Here is a 17300-nt window from a genome sequence, read left to right on the forward strand (position 1 = left end):
ACGCTTACGACCCGTTGTGCCGTGGAAAAGCGGCCTTCAGTCGTTCGACGGTGGTGCGCCACTTCGGTGTGCGCGGTTTGCAGACGGTGTTCTGGTTGCCGAAGAGCCCGATCTCGTCGACGGCCTGATCCAGCGGGACGGTCTGTAGCCATTTCACCGGTACGAAGTACTCGCAGCGGTCCGTATCATCGGCGTGCTCCCGATGGTAATGGGCGCCGCTGAGCACTTCGATGGCCGGACGGCCGTCGATCTGGAATTCGTTGATCGACTGGCGCGGGCCGGTGACTTCGCCGACGCCGACGAAGCCAAAGCCGGGCGCCTTCACCCAGACGCGGTCGCCGGTGCCCAGCAGGCTGAGGGTGTTGCTGTACCAAGTGCCGCCGCCCCCGCTGATGAAGCCATACTGCCGGGCTTCCTCCCAGTCGCGGCCCTGGCCGTGACCGAAGCTGGCGTAGAACTCGCCGTTCCAGGGCTCCTTGTCGCCGCGTCCGGCGGCGGCGACGTTCACTTGCGTTTCGCCGGGGTCGATCATCCAGGTGCGGCACAGCAGCTGCTCGCCCGCGTTGTCGAAGACCTGGAAGAAGAGCACGTTGATCGGGATGTCGCGCGCGTTGAGGTACTGCACGATGCGCTCGGTGCTGCTGTCCAGCGAGGCCGCCACCACCACGATCTGGTGACTGTCGTTGAGCGTGTCCTCGTCCAGCGGATAGCCGAAGCGTGCCTCGAAGTCGTCGCTGAGGTTGCCGCCGGGCCGGAAGCGGGCATAGGCGGCGGCGATATCCTCGGCCTTCAGCGTCTCCACCCAGCAGGCGTAGTCCAGCGCCTGGGCGACGACCTCGCGCGGCGTGCGGGCGCGCTTGAGCTCGATCAGCACCAGCGTGCCGTCGGGCGCAATGGCGAGCAGGTCGATGATGCCGCCGGTGCCGGTCTGCTCCTGGCGGCCAATCAGCATCCACTCGTCCGACAGGATGCTGGGTGCGGCGACAATCATCTCCTCCAGCGTCCGCTCGCTGGGCAGCCGGCCTTCGGTGAGCGGCTGTGGTTCCGCGCCGACCTTCCAGATGGCGTTGCGTACCGGCATCAGTCGCCCTCCCTCGTAGCTTCGGCCGGCGAGTATCAGCGCCGGCGTGATGTTCTTGCCTCCAGCGCGCGATTGCTGGCGACGCGCCCATTCACGTTCAGAAAGCCAGCATCGAAGCAGCGGCGCGCCTTGCCTTGTCTTCGCGACCTTAGCGCACCGATCGCTGGAGCTGACAGAGGACCAGCAGCGGGCGCTGATTTTTGTACGGGAGAACCGGCGAATCACCAACTCGGACTATCGGAACCTCAACCGCGTTGACACGCTGACGGCGAGCCAGCGTCTGGTTCGGCTTCGCGATCTGGGTCTCGTCGACCAAGTGCCCATGGGGCCGGCTACCTACTATGTTCCAGGAGCGCAATTAGGAAATGCCGCGACGGAAACCGGTCAGCCGTCGCGCGACGACCTGTTTTCGGGCTTGTCTGGGGAGTCATCGGGCTTATCTGGGAACTCCGAGGGCTTATCTGGGGAGTCTGGCGGCTTATCCGGGGAGTCTCTAATCGAGGCGCTGCCGAACGACCTGCACAGGGAACTCGAAAAGCTGGGGAAGCGTAGCCGGGATACTGAGCGGTTGAAACAAGTCGTGTTGAAGCTGTGTCGGCAGCGCCCCTACTCTGCTCGTGAGCTCGCCGAGATCACACGCCGGAACAGCGCTTATCTCCAGCAGGTATATCTAACGCCCATGGTTCGGGAGGGGCTGCTGCGCCTTCGTTACCCCGACGAGCGTAATCGACCGGATCAAGCCTATGTCGCAACCGAGGAGCAAGAGTGAACGCTGAAAACCTGATCTCCAAGGTTTGGAACTTCTGCCACATGCTCCGCGACGACGGCGTGAGCTATGGCGACTACCTGGAGCAGCTCACCTACCTGATCTTCCTCAAGATGGCGGACGAATTCCGACGCAAGCCGTGGGAGCGGGACGTCGGCATTCCGGAACAGTACGACTGGAACAGTCTCAAGGCGCGGAAGGGCGCCGAGCTGGAAGCCCACTACATCAAACTGCTGCGGGCGCTGGGACAGCACAAGGGCATGCTCGGCCAGATCTTCACCAAGGCGCAGAACAAGATCCAGGACCCGGCGAAGCTGGCCCGGCTGGTTCAGATGATCGACCAGGAAAGCTGGGTGATGCTGGACGCAGAGGTCAAGGGCGACATGTACGAGGGCCTGTTGGAGCGCAACGCGCAGGACACCAAGTCCGGTGCCGGGCAGTACTTCACGCCGCGTCCGTTGATTCGCGCCATGGTCGAGTGCGTCCAGCCCAAACCGGGCCAGACCATCGCTGATCCCGCTTGTGGCACGGGTGGTTTCTTCCTGGCCGCCTACGACTACATCAAGGAGCACCATCTGGCCACGATGAGCGCCGACGAAAAGCATGCGCTCAAGCGCTGGACCTTCTATGGCAACGAGATCGTGGCTGATGCCCGACGCATGTGCCTGATGAATCTGTTCCTGCACAACATCGGCGATATCAAGGATGAACCCACCATCTCGTCGACCGATGCGCTGCTGAACGAGGCGCCGCGACGGCACGACTATGTGCTGGCCAATCCGCCCTTCGGCAGGAAGAGCACGCTGACTGTCACCAACGACGCTGGCGAACAGGAAAAGGAAGACTTCGTCTACAACCGGCAGGACTTCTGGGCGACTACCTCGAACAAGCAGCTCAACTTCGTTCAGCACATTCGTACGTTGCTCAAGGAAAACGGGCAGGCCGCCGTAGTGGTGCCGGATAACGTGCTCTTCGAAGGCGGTGCGGGCGAGACCGTCCGCCGCAAGTTGATGGAAACCACCGACTTGCACACCGTCCTGCGCCTACCGACCGGCATCTTCTACGCGCACGGTGTGAAGGCGAATGTCCTGTTCTTCGACGGTCGCGCGGGGCGTGCCGAGCCTTGGACGGATGAAGTCTGGTTTTACGACTACCGGACCAACATCCATCACACCCTCAAGAAGAAGCCGCTTCGCGACGAGCATCTGCGAGAGTTCGTCGAGTGCTACAAGCCCGGTCGACGTCACGAGCGTCAGGAAACCTGGAGCGAAGCGAACCCCGAGGGGCGCTGGCGCCGCTACAGCCGCGAGGAAATCTGCAAGCGTGACAAGGCCAGCCTCGACATCTTCTGGCTGCGCGATCAATCCCTGGGCGATCTGGACAATCTTCCGGAGCCGGATGACATCGCCCAGGAGATCGTGGAGAACCTGGAATCCGGGCTAGCAAGTTTCCGGAGTGTCCTGGCCGAGCTGGAACGCGAATAGAAAGGCAGCTATTGCCGCGACCAGGGGCTCGGCATGTCGGGGTGCGCTAGATCGCGCCAGCCGCCCAGGCGGTATTCGCTGGCGAGGATGACGTCGATGCGGTCGAAATCGATGAAGGCGTGGCAGCTGTCCATCATGCGCTGCAGGTTGGTGTCGAAGGCGGCCGGGTCGCCGGCGGCGTTGAAGAAGACCTGCGGATCGGTCATGGCCTCGGCGGGAAAGCATTCCTCCACGAAGCCGTGCCAGTCCGGCGCGCCGTGGGTCAGCGGGCGCTGCACGATGTTCTGGCAGTAGTAGAAGTTGGACTGCGTTTCCACCGCGACCATCGTGTGGTGGCCCATCCAGTGCGTCAGCCATCCGCCGTGGGTCAGCCGCGGTGGCTTCTGCAGGAAGGCAATCTGGTTGAAGCCGGCCGTGCGCTGGCCGTCAGGCGGTACGGCGTCGACGTTCGGAATGGGCACGGATTCGCTGACGACGTAGCCAGCGATGCGCGCGGCCACTGCCTGCAGCTCGGCCTCAAAGGGCGCCCGAAAGTGCGCCGAGTTCAGCCAGAAGCTGACCACGGCACTTACCGGTGGCTGCATGTTCTCCTGGCGCAGGTGCGCACCGGGCGCGACGGCGGCGTCGACGATGTTGATCTTGACGCGCTCGGCGCCGCGTTCGCGCAGCCGTGCACCGATGGAGTCAAGCAGCTGTGCGCCGAAGGTGGCGCTGTCGACACCGTCCGGTGCCCAGAGCGCGTAGAAGAGCTTTTCCATGGAGTGGCGTCCGCCAGAGGCCGGGATCGGCAGCCTTGCAGACGGCGGGGCGGCTGGCAATGCACGAACGTGGTATTCACGCCGCTCGCCCCGCGCGTCGGCTGGTCGCCACGCCGGTGGCACGCTTCTTCCATGGTGGTAACGCAAACCCGGTGCAGGTATCTGGCCTATGGTCTCCCTTGTCCTTCCCATCGCTGCTCTTCTGCTCGCCGTCGCCTTCCTGCTGCTCGGCACCGGGCTGCTGAACACGCTCGTCGCGGTGCGTGCGGGGCTGGAGGGGTACAGCGACGGCTTGATCGGCGTGATCATGTCCGGCTATTTCGTCGGATTCTTCATCGGCACCTTTCTGGCGCTGCCGCTGATTCGCCGCGTCGGCCACATCCGCGCCTTCGCGCTCTGCGCGGCGCTTGCATCGGCCTCTGCGCTTTTTCACGTGCTGGTGGTGGAGCCGCTGATCTGGGGGCTGTTGCGCATCGTTACCGGCGTGGTGTTGGTGATCCTCTACACGATCATCGAGAGCTGGCTGAACGGGCAGACGCCGCCGGCGCAGCGCGGCCGCGTCTTCGCTGCCTATATGGCGGTGAATCTGGGGTCGCTTGCCGCTGCTCAGCAGTTGCTGCGTCTGGACGCGCCGACTTCGCACACGCTTTTTGTGCTGGCGGGCATTCTGACCGCCGTCAGCTTGGTGCCGGTCGCCTGGACGCGTATCGCGCAGCCGAAGGTGGAGGACGCTCAGCGGCTCGGCGTCCGCCGCATGTGGGCGGTGGCACCGCTGGCGGTCGCGGCTTCCTTTCTGTCGGGACTCGCGATGGGCGCCTTCTGGGGCCTTGGTCCCTTGTACGCGGGGCGGATCGGCCTCGAGGCGAGCGGTATTGCGACCTTCATGACCTGCGCCATCCTCGGCGGCGCGCTCTTGCAGGTGCCGTTGGGGCGGATATCGGATAGCTACGACCGGCGATGGGTGCTTGGTGTCCTCGCCGCAGCGGCGGCCCTCGGCGCGCTTGGTCTCCTCGTGCTGAGCTACGCGGGGACCTGGGTGATACCCGCGGTAGCGGTCTATGGCGGGCTGGCATTTGCCGTCTATCCGGTTGCCATCGCTCACCTGGTGGATCATCTGGAGCCGGCCGACGTGCTGTCCGGTGGCTCGAGCCTGCTGCTGCTGCATGGCGTCGGGGCGGCTCTCGGCCCGGCGTTGGCGGGGCAGATCATGAGCCTGACGCATGCGCAGGCGTTGCCGGTCTATTTCGCGCTCATGCATCTTCTGCTCGCGGCCTACACCGTGCGCAGCCTGCACCGGCACCGCCGGGACGCACGCGATCACGCTGCGCGCTTCGTGCCCCAGGTGCGCACCACGCCCATCGCCATGGAAATGCAGGCCGCCGAGGCTTACGAGATCACTGAGGACGACGTCAGCCAGGAGAGTCCGCGCGCCTGAGCGCGCGTATCGGCAGTATCAGGTCCCGGAAGCGGGCTTCGGCGTCTATGCGCCGTGTTCGTTTTCTTTTCGCGCCTTTCGTAGCGCCGCTGACGGGCTCGATTGACACTTCGACGGCAAAGGCCGAATATCGTTTGATGCGCCGCATCCCGCCCATTTCGACCCTGCGCCAGCGCGCAGGTTTTCTCGCCTCCGGAGGCTGAGCCCCGGGCTGTGGCTGCGCGCCCCGGTCCGGGGCCGCTCTAGACCCCCGTTCTTATTCTTCGGCATTGCCCGTCGACTCGGCTCGCGCGGTGTGCCGGTGGTACTTCCCGATTTCGCGGCTTGCGTGGCTGGACGATGGTCCGCGGCGCAGCACGCCCCAGGAGCAGGTCATGCGTGACAACAACAATTCCAGCGAAGGCGCCCCGCCGTTGATCATCGACGAGGCCGATTACGACTATCTCTACCGGCTGGCGGAGGAAGCGGCCGAGGAGACGCCCGATGTGGGCGATTACCTGCTGGAAGAGATTTCCCGTGCGCGGCTGGTGCCCAGCGCCGAGATGCCGGCGGACGTGGTGCGCTTCGGCGCCTGGGTGACCTATCAGGACGAAGCCTCCGGCGAGGAGCGACGCGTGCAGCTGGTCTATCCCAAGCAGGCCGACGCTTCGCATTCCCGGATATCGGTGGTCAGCCCGTTAGGCGCGGCGCTCATTGGCCTTTCCGTGGGACAGACGATCGACTGGCACGTGCCGCAGCGCGTCGAGCGCACGCTGAAGGTCGTAAAGGTGCAGGCCGACAGCCTCCCGGACTGAGACGGCCCTGAGCGCGGTGGTCTTCAGCCAGCTTCGGGACGCTGCAGGAGGTGCTGGCTGACGTCGCCGTAGAGTGTCGGGATCATGGCGCGTTCGGCGAAGCGCCAGGCGCCATCGACGCGGTGGAAGCGATCCTCGTAGCGGCCGGCGATGATGGGCTGCAGGGCTAGCGCATCGGTGGCCTGCAGCACCGTGAAGCGCGAGTGCGCCAGCGCGTTGTCGCCGTCGACCTCGATGCGCGCGTTGCTGACGATGTGCTGGGTGCGCGGCGTGCCGTCGTCGTAGAGGCGTGTAAAGCCGCGGTACATGGCGAGCACCGCCTCATAACCTTCGATGCGGTGCTGCCCACTGGCGGCAATGATGGTGGCGTGGCGGAACAGCTCGGCCACGCCCTCGAAGTCGCCGGCGTCGATGCGCTCGGCGTAGCGGTAGAGCAGATTCTCGATGGCGCGGTGGTCGTCCATGGCGGTCGTCGATAGGAGTGAGTCTGTGTAGCCGCAGGCTACGCCACCCGCTCCGATTGCGAAGGCGATACCCCTGCTGCGGTCGGGTGCACAAAGGCCTGATTCGGTGGGCCTCAAGGGGTTGCGACGGGCGGCGCGCGCAACGCGATCGGCGGCATACCGCGAGGCACTGCGCCGGGCTAGGGTTTTCAGCAAGAAGAATCCTGCGCCGAGAACGCCATGTCCGTCACCCTCAAGCTCGCCCTGGGCGAGATGTCCACCCGCCGTCGCCTGCTGCTGCAGAGCCTGGTCGAGCGCGCGGGCGGGCGTCTGTCGCCGCGCTGGGAGTTGGTGACGGCGCCGGATGAGGCCGATGTGTTGCTCTTTGATCCGGTCGTCGGCGAGCCCGAGACGACGGCGCGGGCGCTGCCCGTGGTGGAGCGCGCGGATTACGTGGCGGGCGAAGGGCCCGGCTTGTGCTTTCCGGCGACGACGGCAGAGTTCTGCGCCTTTCTGGAAGGTGCCGCGCGCACGCTGCGCGTCACGACAAACTCGCTGCCCGCCGATCTGCAATCGCTGGCGGATGCCACGCAGGCGTTGATTGCCGGCCGGCGCGAAGGCCTGACGCTGGAGAGCGGTGATGGTCTGCGTTTCGGCCTCACCGCGGTCTACGGCGCGCCGCGTGTGCATGTGGGTTCGGACGAGCGCGTGGCCGCGCGCATGCGCGAGCCGGGATTTCTGCAGACGACGCATCTCCTGTCTGAAGAGCCGGTGACGAGCAGCGGCAGCCTGCAGCAGGGCCAGTTCTTCGTGTGGGCCCTGGCGCGTGAACTGGCGCAGTACGGATACCCGCTGGTGGCGGTCGATGCGCGGCTGAAGCTGCGGCGCTGGCCGTTGCCGCCGGAGCCTTTCATCGGTAGAAGCGACGCCATGCGCATCTGTACGCGCCTCGCGCCGGGGAATGTGGATCTGCGCACCCTGGAGCGCAGCGAGCAGCACGCCACCGCGGACGCCATCGCGTTGATCAACGCCGGCGTGCTGCTCGGCTTCGTCACCGCCGAGGCGGTACCCGCGACGACGCCTGCTGCGGAACCCGAGGCGGTGGTTCCTCCCGGCAGTCGCTACGGTGGCCTGATTCAGGCGCTGCGTTCTGCCTTCGGGCTGACTGCGCGCGCGCACTGAGCCAGCGGCTATGGCGAACGATCCCGCGCTGGCGGAGCTGAAGATCGTTGTCGCCGGCCCCATGGGGGCGGGAAAGACGACGCTGGTGGGCGCGCTGAGCGATACCGAAGTCGTGCGCACCGAGGCGGCCAGCTCGGAAGCCATGCCCGGCAAGGACACCACTACCGTGGCCATGGACTACGGGCGCCGCTGCATCCAGGAAGGCCTGGAAGTCGCCTTCTACGGCACGCCGGGACAGGACCGCTTCGATTTCATGTGGCGCATCCTCGCGCGCAACGCCTTCGGCGTGATCATGATGGTCTCGGCCGATGCCGCGGACGCCGAGGAGGAACTGGACCGTTTCCTGGCGACCTACGAAGAGCTGCTGGGCGGAGTGCCCACCGTCATCGCCGTGACGCGCGTCGATCTGGCGCCGGAGGCCTTCGACAGGCTGTCGGCCTCGGCGGGCGCGTGCTACCCCACGATTCCGGTTCTGCCCATCGATCCCCGGCAGACCGATTCGGCCGTGCTGACCGTCGAGGCCCTGCTGGCGCAGGTCGACAGCGAAGGCAGCGAAGTGCTGGATCGCCTGCAGCGTCAGGAAGCAATGATCTTCCGGGTCGCCTGACATGAGCATCACGGCCGAGACGCTGCGCGGTCACGCGCGGGAGGCGATCGATGCGCTGCTGGCGCGCGAGCACGGCATCACTGCTGCGGTGCTTGCCACCGAGGACGGTTTCGAGCTGGCCCAGGGCGCGCGCAGCCAGCGCGCGGACAGCAGTCTGGCTGCGCTCAGCGCTTCGGCGATGGGTCTGGCCGGGGCGCTGACCCAGTCGGGGCATATCGGTGCCTGCGAGGACATCTACATCAGCGGCCAGCAGGGCCGGATTCTCATCATGTCGGTGCCGCGGCTGCAGCCGCGTGTCGTGCTGCTCGCGCTCACCGATACCAAGACTTCCATGGGCAATGCCCTGGTCGCCGTTCGCAGAACGGCCGCCGCGCTGGCAGATGCCCTTCTCGCACCGCAATGAGCGGATTTCGTTTTCTACAACGCATTTTTGGCAAAGGAGCACACACGATGGCATCGATCGATCTCACCCCGCTGAAGGAAATTGAGGGCTTCATGAGCGCCGGGCTGGTGGACGGCGAGAGCGGCATGCTGATGGCCGCCACCGAGGGCGGCACCATCGATCTGGAGGTGGCCGCGGCCGGCAACTCCGAGGTCGTCAAGGCCAAGCGCCGCGTCGCCGAGAAGCTGGGCATCCCCGGCGGCATCGAGGACATTCTTATCACGCTGACTGAGCAGTACCACCTGATCCGGCCGCTGGCGAAGTCGCAGGACGTCTTCGTCTATCTCGTGCTCAATCGCAAGCAGGCCAATCTGGCCATGGCGCGCCGCAGCCTGCAGAGCTTCGAGGGATCGCTTTCGCTCTAGGGAATCGGCCAGCCTTCGGGCCCGCGCGCCAGCGGCAGATCGCGCGCGGGCCCGTTGCGCTGTCGTCGGATGGCTGCTGGCTTCGGGCCGGCTGAGGCAGCGCTAAGCCTTATTACACCGAAGCGGAAGCCGGATGCCCGGTCTGGCCATTCGTGGGCGGCAGCGGACAGTGCAGGGTGGCTACCACCGCGCGCAGCAGCTCGTACTCCTCGGCGGTGACCTGATGGTTGTGGCGCATCGTCCGACTCAGGCCGCGTAGCAGCTTCTCCTTGTGCTGCGGGGCCAGACGGTCCAGCCGTTGCAGCGCGTCGTCCAGCTTCTGATGCCAGTCGGGGGCCTCGCTGTAGGTCGGCACCTCGCTGAGCACCTGCGCCATGCCGCTTTCATAGGCAGTGCGCGCCTGCCCCTCGTCGGCGTGGCCAATACGCGCCATGACGCCGAAGAGCAGCGCGATGTCCTCGGCACGCTGCTCCGGGCCTCGCTTGCCGGCCTCGCGCCGGCTCGGCGTGAGGATGTCGCTGAGCTGGCTTTCCAGCATCATCGCGAGGGCGTACTCGTGCATGGCGATGTGGCCGTCGGCGTGGATCAGTGCCGGCAAGACGCGGCGCAGCCGCTGCAGCCGTGCCTGCGGCAGGCGGCGCAGGGCGGGCATGCCGATGGCTGCCAGAGGTACTCGCTGCAGCGGGTGCAGTGCGATCATGGCCTCGCGCAGTCCCCTGGCGGCGTCGGCGGCCGGTTCACCGAGGTGTTCGATGATGGCTTGGCGTTGCTGCTTGCGGATGCCCTCATCCTCGTCGAGCAGCAGCGCCAGCAGCACGGCCATCGCGCCGCCCGGCGTGTGTGCCGTTTCGGTTAGTCGCTCCGGCATCGTGGCGCGCAGGGTACGTGCGAGCTGCACATGGTCGAGCGCCATGCTGCCGGCTGCCTCCAGCAGTTCGTCCACCTGTTGCACTTCGCTGGCGGCATCAACGCCTTGTGTCGGCGTATCGCTGCTCTGAGCGGCCATGCCGGCGCTCAGCCCGGCGATGGCCGCGCTGGATGGGCCGCTGCGCTCGCTCCTATCCGGCTGGCGGCCATCGTAACGTTCGCCGAGACGGCGGGCCTCGGCCTTGAAGGCCTTGGGATCGAAACCGGGCTCCAGAGCGCGGATGCGCTTGGTGATCGGCGGATGCGTGGCGAAGAGCCGGCTCTTCAGCCCGTGGGCGAAGAGCATGTGGCTGACGTCCTCGGCTTCGGCGGTGGTCAGCCTGGAGCCCTGAGGCACGCCGGCGATCTTCTTGAGGGCGCCGGCGAGACCGCTGTTCTGGCGCGTGAACTGCACGGCCGAGGCGTCGGCAAGATACTCGCGTGAGCGCGACACCGCAGCCTTGATCATGTGGCCGAAGAGCACGCCGATGTAACCGATGGCGACCAGCGCCAGCCCCAGGGCGGCGGCACCGGCAGCGTTGCGGTTGCGCGAGATCGCGCCCGACAGCATCAGCCGCTGTCCGGCGATGGCGATCACCAGAATGCCGAACAGCCAGCCCATGAGATTGATGTTCAGGCGCATGTCGCCGTTGAGGATGTGGCTGTACTCGTGGGCGATGACGCCCTGCAGCTCTTCGCGGTTGAGCCGGTCCAGCGTGCCGCGCGTAACGGCGATGGCCGCGTCCGAGGGCGTGTAGCCGGCGGCGAAGGCGTTGATGGCGTCCTCGTTCTCCAGGACGTAGATGGCCGGCACCGGCACGCCGGAGGCGATGGACATTTCCTCCACCACGTTGCGCAAGCGCAGGAGCTGCAGGTCACGGGTGTCCTCGCTTACGCGTGTGCCGCCCAGCGATTCCGCCACCTTCGTGCCGCCGGCGCGAAGCTGCGACATGCGGATCAGCACGGCGCCGCCTACGATGGTCAGCACGATCACCGTGGTCGTGATCAGCGGGCCGGTCAGCTGCTCTGCCGGGACCTCGCCGGCGCCCAGTAGGCCGAAGGCCACGACGGCGTTGACCGCGGCCAGGATGGCCAGCACGGCGAGCAGGAACATGCCGACGAGGACGCGGGTGCTGCGGCGTGCCGCTGCCTGTTGTTCGAAGAAGGTGGCCACTACCTAGACCACCTAGAAGGACACTTCTGGCGCGGCGCGCATCTCGACCGACTCGATCTCCAGTGGCTCGGCCGGCGCGAAGTTGAACTGGTTGGCGATGATGCTGCCCGGGAACATCTCGCGGCGGTTGTTGTAACTCATGACCGCGTCGTTGAAGGCCTGGCGTGCGAAGGCGACGCGGTTCTCGGTGGAGGTGAGTTCCTCGGAGAGCTGCATCATGTTCTGGTTGGCTTTGAGGTCCGGGTAGGACTCGGACAGCGCGAAGAGCTTGCCCAGGCTCTGCGTGAGCATGTTCTCGGCGCCCGCCAGCTTCTGCATCTTGTCGCCGTTGCCGGGGTCGCCGGCGGCATCCTGCAGGCCGGAGGCCGCCTGGTTGCGCGCCTGGATGACTGCCTCCAGCGTCTCGCGCTCGTGCGCCATGTAGCCCTTGGCGGTCTCGACGAGATTCGGGATGAGCTCGTGGCGCCGCTGCAGCTGCACATCGATCTGGGCGAAGGCATTACGGAAGGCGTTGCGCGCTCCGATGAGGCCGTTGTAGGTGACGACTGCCCAGCCAACAATGAGCAGGATCAGTCCGAGAACAATGAGCCATTCCATGCGCGGTGCTCCGTAATGCGATGGGGAAGAAGCGGAACTGCGTCTTCCGAGCATCCATTATGAGCGTGCAAGTGTTACGGACGCAGTCGGCATGGTCCGGGCCGGCGCGGCGCGCGATAGCCGCCTGGCTCCAGCGCCTGCCGCTACCTATCCGTCCATCCGTCGGCGCCAGTCGCTGGCGGCCAATGGGCGGACAGTCGACGGACGCGTGGGTGGTTCACGCGAGCGTTGACTGCGCCACAATGCCGGCATGACCGAGCTGCAGCGCGAGACGATAGAGGCCGGCCGCGGTCAGCGGCTGCGTTTCGATGGCGACACCGGGCCCCTGTCCTGGGCGGATTGTCTGCGTGGCTGGCGGAACGATGCGGGCTTCCGCGAGCGCTTCGGGCAGGCGCTGGCCGATGCGCCTTTCGAGGCTTTCCGCTGGGAATGTCTGCCGGTGACCGCTGATAGCATCGAGCAGCCTTTCGAGTGCGTGCTCATCGATGCCCCGGAGCTGCTGCGTAAGGCTGACGGTAGTGATTTCACCGAGCATTTCGAGGCGAGCGCCCCGGTGCTGCGCTTCGCCAATCTGGGCGGAGATGCAGAGCTAGTGGTGCCGCGACCGATGGCCGAGCCTGCCGCCTATCCGCACCTCGGCGCCTTCCTGCGCCAGGCGCCGGCGGCGCAGCGCGACGCGCTGTGGCAGGCCGTTGCCGCCGCCGTGGACGACTGCCTGGGGGTGGCGCCGTTGTGGCTGAGCACGGCCGGCGACGGCGTGCCGTGGCTGCATATTCGCCTGGACAGTCGGCCCAAGTACTACCGGCACGTTCCCTATCGTCTCAGGCGCTGATGGGCCGGTGCGGTGCCAGGCCGCCGGTCCGTGGATCGGCGCCGCCCCGACCTTCACTACTTTGGTCGACAGGCCGTTTGTGGCAGCTTTGGAACCAATGACGGCGGCTGCGCGTGTAAAGACACGAGCCGCCGTTTCCGCGAGAGGAGACAAACATGCTGCGATGGACGACAACAATGGTTCCCGTATTGGCCTTGCTGGGCGCCTGTTCGGGCCAGGACGGTGTGGCCGAGCGCGCGGAGAACGAAGTCGGTGGGCAGGCGGCTGCTTCCGATGCGCAGCGCGTCTACATTGATCCGGAAACCGGTGAGATGGGCGTGCCGCCCGCGGATCGGGCGAAGTCGCGCAGCGACAATGATGGCGTCGCTGGCGCGCCGGCATACCAGCGCGAAGAGCGCCCGGACGGAACGGTGGTGCTGCGCCCCAAGCAGCCGGAGCGGCACATCATCGAGGCCGAGACCGACGACGACGGCGAGGTAACAGTGAAGGAGCGGGACCGGCATGCGCAGTAGCTGGGCCGTCCTCGCTGCTCTGTGCGTGCTACCGGCTGCGCAAGCGGCGGTCATCACAGTGCAGTCCAACGATCCACCGGGTGAAGGCTTCAACGACCCCACCGCGTTCACACCGGAGGGTGGTAACAACGCCAAAACGATCGGCGAGGCGCGTCGCAACGTCTTCCGGGCAGCGGCCGAGCAGTGGGGCGCCATCCTCGACAGCAGCGTCGAGATCGTGGTGGACGCGAGCTTCGCGCCTGCGCCGGACGATCAATGCTCGGTGAACGAAGGCACGCTCGGCGCTGCCGGTCCGGCGAAGTTCTTCGCGCGCTTTCGCGGCGCGCCGCGCACGGATACCTTCTATCCCGTGGCGCTGGCCAATGCCCTCGCCGGTCAGGATCTCGACCCGGTCGTTCCCGACATCGGCGCCAGCTTCAACGGCGCCGTCGACACCGATCCGGATTGCCTGCGCGGCCTGCGCTTCTATTACGGTTTCGATCATGCCGGTGGCAGAGGCACCATCGACTTCTACAACGTCGTCATGCACGAGTTGGCGCACGGCCTCGGCTTCTCGACCCTCATTGCCGACAATGGCGAGAACTCTGCGACGCCCGACTTCTATGTGCTGGACCGGCTGATCTTCGACAACAGCCAGGGCCGCTTCTGGGAAGCCATGAGCGATACGCAGCGCGCGGCTTCGGTGACCAACGAGCGCAATGTCGTCAACGTCGGCGACTTCGTGCGGGGCGGCGCCGTGTCGCAGGGGCTCGACAGCGGCAACGGCGCCGATGCCGCCGGCCGCCCGCTGATCTACTCGCCGAACTCCTTCGACGTCGGCTCATCCATCGCGCACTGGGACACCGAGGCTGAGCCCAGTCTGTTGATGGAGCCCTTCGCCACGGCCGATGTCCGTGCCAAGACCGGCGTCGACATGACGAGTTGTCTGCTGCAGGACCTGGGCTGGCAGCTGCAGGGCGGGGTCGGCTGCCCGGATTGGCACGCCGCCGACACGCCACCCGAGATCGCCCCGATTCCCGATCAGACGCTCAAGACCGGCGGCACGAGCGACCCGATCCTGCTGCAGGTGACCGACAACAGTCGCGTCACACCCGATGCCAGTCTCGCGCTGCAGGCCTTCTCCGACAATCAGGCCGCGGTGCCCGACAGCGGCATCGGATTCAGTGGCAGTGGCGGACAACGCGAACTCACACTCGAGGCCGGCTCGGAGGTCGGTAACGCCACGGTGACCGTGATCGTTTCCGATGGCACCTTCACCGCGCGCGAGCGCTTTGCGGTGGCCGTAACCGCGGATGGCGGCAATCGGCCGCCGGTGGCGCGCACCGACGTGCTGAAAACGCTGTCGACGCAAACGGTGACCGGCAACGTGCTTGCAGACAACGGCAACGGTGCCGATAGCGATCCGGACGGTGACGTCTTGCGCGTGTCGGCCGTCGATGGTTCGGCCGACAAGGTGGGCGTGGCATTCACCACCGAGGGTGGTGCCGAGCTGCGCATCGATGCCGACGGCGGCTTTCGCTACACGCCGGGTGGCGAGCTGGCCGAGCTGCAGCCCAGCCGGCAGGCTGCCGAGGCGGTTGACTACACGATTACGGACGATCGTGGCGGTTTCGGCACTGATGCGGTCAATTTCGTCGTGACCGGCGACCCCGGCACCGACCGCCACGGTGACGACCCCGAATCCGCCACGCGAATCGTTCTGGACGAGGCCCTTCGGCAGATCGACGGCGCGATCAACACGCGCGGCGACCGTGACTACTTCGTCTTCAGCCTGGGTGATCCGGCCGATGTGCTGCTGCGCACGACCGGGGACACCGACACCGTCGGCACGCTGCACGATGCCGGGGGCGAGGTCCTTGCGGAGAGTGACGACGTGCTTCGCGACGGCGAGACCGACGAAAACTTCCGCATCGCCCGGGGCCTGCCGGCTGGCAGCTACACGCTCGAGATCGGTGGCTTTGACGACCGTGCCACCGGCAATTACCTGCTCGAGGCCAGCGCCTCCCCGGAGCCGGCGAGTGATGCGGGCGATGCGGAAGATCCCGGCGACGGCGCGGCCGCTGGCGAGTCGGGTGGCAGCTCGGGTGGTGGCTTCGCCTGGCTACTGCTCGTGCCCCTGGGATTGGCTGCCGCCTTGCGTCGCTTCAACACGGGATCTGAGTCGGCGTGATCGCCTTGGCCTGATATATCCTGCCGATTGAGTCCTTGTCGGCCGCCGTTCGTCCCGTGGCGCTAGCGGGTGGTGTCGGCACCGCGCAGCATGAGTGTCGCGTCGTCACCAGCCTCCGGAGCCAAGCGTTGCCGCAGAGCGTTCCCCATCGTTTGAAGGCGTGGTTGTTCCCGCCGCTGCCCGATGAGGCGCGGTCCGCCTTCGCGCAGGACCAGCGCCAGATCGCGCGCCGTATCTTGATGGCCGCCGCAGCGCTGACCCTGCTGATGCTGCCGCTGTTGCAGGTGCTGGAGCAGGCAACAATGAACACGCTCACGGAGCTGTGGTGGCAGCGGCTGATGATTCGCGCTCCACTCTTGCTCATGGCGACCGCGGCGCTGGCCTTATACGCGTGGCGCCCGGAAGGCCGATGGCCGCGGCCGTTCGCCCTGCTCTTCGGCGCCGCGCTTGTTATGGGCGGGATGGCGATACTGGTGCTGCACGTAGCCGCGGGTTGCCCGGATATCCACTACATCGTCCACTCGCTGACGATGGCTTTTCCCGCCGTGGCGCTACTGGCGACGCGGGGTCTGCGCGATCTGCTACTGATCTATGTGTTGCCCTTGCTCGGCGTCGTGCTGCTGTGGTGGTGGCTGGGTTTGTGGCGGTCGGGCGAAATGAATGTGCTGATCTATCCCCTGCTGTCGATGGTGGTGGGCGCCGTGCTCGCGGATATGCTCCACCGCGCCAACCGACAGGCCTTTGCTGCGCGGCAGAAGCTGGAGCACAGCGCCACCACGGATGCGCTGACCGAGCTGCCCAACCGGCGCGCGGCCGATGCGTTGCTGGCCGTCGAACATGCCCGCTCGCTGCGCAGTGGCACGGGTTACGCGGCGATCATGGCGGATCTCGATCACTTCAAGCGCGTCAACGATACCCACGGGCACGACGTTGGAGACGAGATCCTCACTGCGGTGGCCGAGCGTCTGCGCGCCGCGGTGCGCACGGGCGATCACGTCGCGCGTTGGGGGGGTGAGGAATTCCTCGTGCTGCTGCCGGAGATTGGCGCTACGGGTGCCCGTGAGGTGGCCGAGAAGCTGCGCGCCAGCGTAGCCGAAGCCCCCTTTATGACAAGCGCCGGTGCTTTATCGATCACCATCAGCCTGGGAATCGCTCTGTGCGAGGGCGAGCCCGATGCCGCGGCGCTGGTTCAGCGGGCCGATACCGCGCTCTATCGCGCCAAGCAGGAGGGCCGTGATTGCGTAGTGTTGGCTGAGTCGCCGACTTGAGCAAGTCGACTGAATGCTTGCCCCTGTGGGGCAGCGTCTCCACTCTTCTGCCGTACACGAGAAGAAAGCCGACCCATGAGTTATCTGCATCTGGCGTACTTGCATTTGCTGACGGTCCTGCCGGCTTTCCTTATCGGCACTCTGGTGCTGCTGACGCGCAAGGGAACGCGGCGTCACCGGTACCTGGGCCGTGTATTCGCAGCCCTCATGGTGCTGACAGCGGCGATTACCCTTTTCATGCCATCGGCCGTCGGGCCGGCGCTCTGGGGGCATTTCGGCTTTCTTCACGCCTTGAGCCTGGTCGTGCTCTGGAGCGTGCCCGCGGCCATCCTCGCCATTCGTCGCGGCGACCGCGTCACGCACAGGAACAATCTGATCTCGGTCTACTGCGGAGGCATTCTGATCGCGGGCAGCTTTGCACTCATGCCCGGACGCTTGCTGCACGGCTGGCTCTTCGGGGGCTGAGCAGCGCACGCCATCTATA

General features: G+C 66.3%; 18 protein-coding genes. 13 read left to right on the forward strand and 5 right to left on the reverse strand.

From position 1 onward, the window contains the following. Nucleotides 1-4: 4 nt before the first annotated feature. Nucleotides 5-1081 carry an endonuclease NucS domain-containing protein gene (locus U743_RS16030; RefSeq protein ID WP_043769736.1) on the reverse strand — a complete coding sequence of 359 codons (1077 nt, stop codon included), beginning with the start codon at nt 1079-1081 and terminating at the stop codon, nt 5-7. A gap of 49 nt (nt 1082-1130) precedes the next feature. On the opposite strand from U743_RS16030, the gene U743_RS16035 reads away from it, so the two are divergent. Beyond that, entirely contained in the window at nt 1131-1850 is a 720-nt protein-coding gene (locus tag U743_RS16035; RefSeq protein WP_052368290.1) for a hypothetical protein, read from the forward strand. After that, nucleotides 1847-3331, forward strand: coding sequence for a type I restriction-modification system subunit M (locus U743_RS16040; RefSeq protein WP_043769740.1), 1485 nt, complete (start codon nt 1847-1849; stop codon nt 3329-3331). The genes U743_RS16035 and U743_RS16040 overlap by 4 nt, the downstream gene beginning before the upstream one ends. Before the next feature lie 8 nt (nt 3332-3339). Here the strand turns inward: U743_RS16040 and U743_RS16045 are convergent, their stop codons facing one another. Next, complete coding sequence (locus tag U743_RS16045; RefSeq protein WP_052368291.1) at nt 3340-4089, reverse strand: EthD domain-containing protein; 750 nt, start codon at nt 4087-4089, stop codon at nt 3340-3342. A 169-nt stretch (nt 4090-4258) separates the two neighbouring features. Here U743_RS16045 and U743_RS16050 point away from each other — a divergent pair, with 169 nt between their 5' ends. Continuing rightward, nucleotides 4259-5524, forward strand: a complete 1266-nt coding sequence (locus tag U743_RS16050) for an MFS transporter (RefSeq protein ID WP_043769743.1) — start codon at nt 4259-4261, stop codon at nt 5522-5524. 374 nt (nt 5525-5898) lie between these two features. After that, entirely contained in the window at nt 5899-6318 is a 420-nt protein-coding gene (gene rnk / locus U743_RS16055; protein WP_043769747.1) for a nucleoside diphosphate kinase regulator, read from the forward strand. Between the two features lie 23 nt (nt 6319-6341). Here rnk and U743_RS16060 read toward each other — a convergent pair whose 3' ends face one another. Further along, nucleotides 6342-6782, reverse strand: a complete 441-nt coding sequence (locus U743_RS16060; RefSeq protein ID WP_043769751.1) for a nuclear transport factor 2 family protein — start codon at nt 6780-6782, stop codon at nt 6342-6344. A gap of 219 nt (nt 6783-7001) precedes the next feature. Between U743_RS16060 and U743_RS16065 the strand changes: the two genes are divergently transcribed. Genes U743_RS16065 through U743_RS16080 form a run of 4 tightly spaced genes read left to right on the forward strand, consistent with a single transcriptional unit; the run spans nt 7002 to nt 9357 of the window. Further along, nucleotides 7002-7943: a hypothetical protein gene (locus tag U743_RS16065; protein WP_043769754.1), complete on the forward strand. Its 942-nt coding sequence runs from the start codon at nt 7002-7004 to the stop codon at nt 7941-7943. Between the two features lie 10 nt (nt 7944-7953). Then, entirely contained in the window at nt 7954-8550 is a 597-nt protein-coding gene (locus U743_RS16070; protein WP_052368292.1) for a GTP-binding protein, read from the forward strand. 1 nt (nt 8551) lies between these two features. After that, the gene (locus U743_RS16075) at nt 8552-8953 is read left to right on the forward strand and encodes a roadblock/LC7 domain-containing protein (RefSeq protein ID WP_043769757.1); all 402 of its coding nucleotides are present in this window, start codon (nt 8552-8554) and stop codon (nt 8951-8953) included. Nucleotides 8954-9000: 47 nt separating this feature from the next. Beyond that, nucleotides 9001-9357: a hypothetical protein gene (locus U743_RS16080; protein WP_043769759.1), complete on the forward strand. Its 357-nt coding sequence runs from the start codon at nt 9001-9003 to the stop codon at nt 9355-9357. Between the two features lie 112 nt (nt 9358-9469). Here the strand turns inward: U743_RS16080 and U743_RS16085 are convergent, their stop codons facing one another. Beyond that, a complete protein-coding gene (locus U743_RS16085) occupies nt 9470-11377 on the reverse strand; it encodes a M48 family metallopeptidase (protein WP_084191834.1) in 1908 nt (635 codons plus the stop codon). A 72-nt stretch (nt 11378-11449) separates the two neighbouring features. Further along, the gene (locus tag U743_RS16090) at nt 11450-12034 is read right to left on the reverse strand and encodes a LemA family protein (RefSeq protein ID WP_043769765.1); all 585 of its coding nucleotides are present in this window, start codon (nt 12032-12034) and stop codon (nt 11450-11452) included. Between the two features lie 250 nt (nt 12035-12284). Between U743_RS16090 and U743_RS16095 the strand changes: the two genes are divergently transcribed. The 5 genes from U743_RS16095 (at nt 12285) to U743_RS16115 (ending at nt 17281) form a co-directional block, all read left to right on the forward strand. Continuing rightward, nucleotides 12285-12866, forward strand: coding sequence for a DUF6940 family protein (locus tag U743_RS16095; RefSeq protein ID WP_043769767.1), 582 nt, complete (start codon nt 12285-12287; stop codon nt 12864-12866). 155 nt (nt 12867-13021) lie between these two features. Next, nucleotides 13022-13378: a hypothetical protein gene (locus U743_RS16100; protein ID WP_156966478.1), complete on the forward strand. Its 357-nt coding sequence runs from the start codon at nt 13022-13024 to the stop codon at nt 13376-13378. After that, the gene (locus U743_RS18370) at nt 13368-15548 is read left to right on the forward strand and encodes an Ig-like domain-containing protein (RefSeq protein WP_052368293.1); all 2181 of its coding nucleotides are present in this window, start codon (nt 13368-13370) and stop codon (nt 15546-15548) included. The genes U743_RS16100 and U743_RS18370 overlap by 11 nt, the downstream gene beginning before the upstream one ends. Nucleotides 15549-15676: 128 nt before the next feature. Next, on the forward strand, nt 15677-16816 hold the full coding sequence (locus U743_RS16110; protein ID WP_043769774.1) for a GGDEF domain-containing protein: 1140 nt from the start codon (nt 15677-15679) through the stop codon (nt 16814-16816). Nucleotides 16817-16891: 75 nt separating this feature from the next. Then, nucleotides 16892-17281: a DUF2306 domain-containing protein gene (locus U743_RS16115; protein ID WP_043769777.1), complete on the forward strand. Its 390-nt coding sequence runs from the start codon at nt 16892-16894 to the stop codon at nt 17279-17281. The last annotated feature ends 19 nt before the right edge of the window (nt 17282-17300 follow it).

The organism is Algiphilus aromaticivorans DG1253, from assembly GCF_000733765.1.
In the GTDB taxonomy this organism is placed as follows: Bacteria; Pseudomonadota; Gammaproteobacteria; order Nevskiales; family Nevskiaceae; genus Algiphilus; species Algiphilus aromaticivorans.

What these genes read in the sequence shown, in the direction of transcription:
- rnk (WP_043769747.1), top strand. Translation starts at nt 5,899, where the DNA reads ATGCGTGACAACAACAATTCCAGCGAAGGCGCCCCGCCGTTGATCATC.
- U743_RS18370 (WP_052368293.1), top strand. Translation starts at nt 13,368, where the DNA reads ATGCGCAGTAGCTGGGCCGTCCTCGCTGCTCTGTGCGTGCTACCGGCT.
- U743_RS16065 (WP_043769754.1), top strand. Translation starts at nt 7,002, where the DNA reads ATGTCCGTCACCCTCAAGCTCGCCCTGGGCGAGATGTCCACCCGCCGT.
- U743_RS16085 (WP_084191834.1), bottom strand. Translation starts at nt 11,377, where the DNA reads ATGTTCCTGCTCGCCGTGCTGGCCATCCTGGCCGCGGTCAACGCCGTC.
- U743_RS16030 (WP_043769736.1), bottom strand. Translation starts at nt 1,081, where the DNA reads ATGCCGGTACGCAACGCCATCTGGAAGGTCGGCGCGGAACCACAGCCG.
- U743_RS16075 (WP_043769757.1), top strand. Translation starts at nt 8,552, where the DNA reads ATGAGCATCACGGCCGAGACGCTGCGCGGTCACGCGCGGGAGGCGATC.
- U743_RS16115 (WP_043769777.1), top strand. Translation starts at nt 16,892, where the DNA reads ATGAGTTATCTGCATCTGGCGTACTTGCATTTGCTGACGGTCCTGCCG.
- U743_RS16060 (WP_043769751.1), bottom strand. Translation starts at nt 6,782, where the DNA reads ATGGACGACCACCGCGCCATCGAGAATCTGCTCTACCGCTACGCCGAG.
- U743_RS16070 (WP_052368292.1), top strand. Translation starts at nt 7,954, where the DNA reads ATGGCGAACGATCCCGCGCTGGCGGAGCTGAAGATCGTTGTCGCCGGC.
- U743_RS16045 (WP_052368291.1), bottom strand. Translation starts at nt 4,089, where the DNA reads ATGGAAAAGCTCTTCTACGCGCTCTGGGCACCGGACGGTGTCGACAGC.
- U743_RS16100 (WP_156966478.1), top strand. Translation starts at nt 13,022, where the DNA reads ATGCTGCGATGGACGACAACAATGGTTCCCGTATTGGCCTTGCTGGGC.
- U743_RS16090 (WP_043769765.1), bottom strand. Translation starts at nt 12,034, where the DNA reads ATGGAATGGCTCATTGTTCTCGGACTGATCCTGCTCATTGTTGGCTGG.
- U743_RS16035 (WP_052368290.1), top strand. Translation starts at nt 1,131, where the DNA reads ATGTTCTTGCCTCCAGCGCGCGATTGCTGGCGACGCGCCCATTCACGT.
- U743_RS16095 (WP_043769767.1), top strand. Translation starts at nt 12,285, where the DNA reads ATGACCGAGCTGCAGCGCGAGACGATAGAGGCCGGCCGCGGTCAGCGG.
- U743_RS16080 (WP_043769759.1), top strand. Translation starts at nt 9,001, where the DNA reads ATGGCATCGATCGATCTCACCCCGCTGAAGGAAATTGAGGGCTTCATG.
- U743_RS16050 (WP_043769743.1), top strand. Translation starts at nt 4,259, where the DNA reads ATGGTCTCCCTTGTCCTTCCCATCGCTGCTCTTCTGCTCGCCGTCGCC.